The following is a 353-nucleotide window of genomic DNA, read 5'->3' as shown; positions in this document are numbered from 1 at the left end:
TTTGAATGCATCAGTGTAAAGACAGTAATTGATGATCCTAATGCGAAAATTGATGCCACAAGAAGTGCTACGGCAAAACCATAAGAGAAAGCATGATGTGCATGCTGAATGGCGATTTCTTGACTGGAACCCTCTAAACCGGAAATAGCACTGGGTAGATCACCGGCAACGATGGCATCGGCGAAGTCTGATGGATGATGGCAGCCACTACCACATCCAAAGGCGGCAACCCATTTCCTTACCATTGTTGCGAGTATGCCGCTAAGCATCGCAAAACCAAGCAAAATCCCGGAAAATCGTGATGTCGTACTGATCCCTGACGCCATGCCAGATCGTTCTTTTGGCACAACACT

At 47.0% G+C, this 353-nt stretch carries 1 pseudogene; it reads right to left on the bottom strand.

Going from position 1 to position 353, the window contains the following annotated elements:
* Nucleotides 1-326, bottom strand: a pseudogene (locus tag CSR02_RS02055) (MFS transporter); the annotation flags it as partial.
* Nucleotides 327-353 lie beyond the last annotated feature (27 nt).

The organism is Acetobacter pomorum (genome assembly GCF_002738225.1).
GTDB classification, from domain to species: domain Bacteria; phylum Pseudomonadota; class Alphaproteobacteria; order Acetobacterales; family Acetobacteraceae; genus Acetobacter; species Acetobacter pomorum.
Note: the sequence above shows the minus strand (reverse complement) of the source record. Positions and strands in the feature narration are given on the sequence as shown.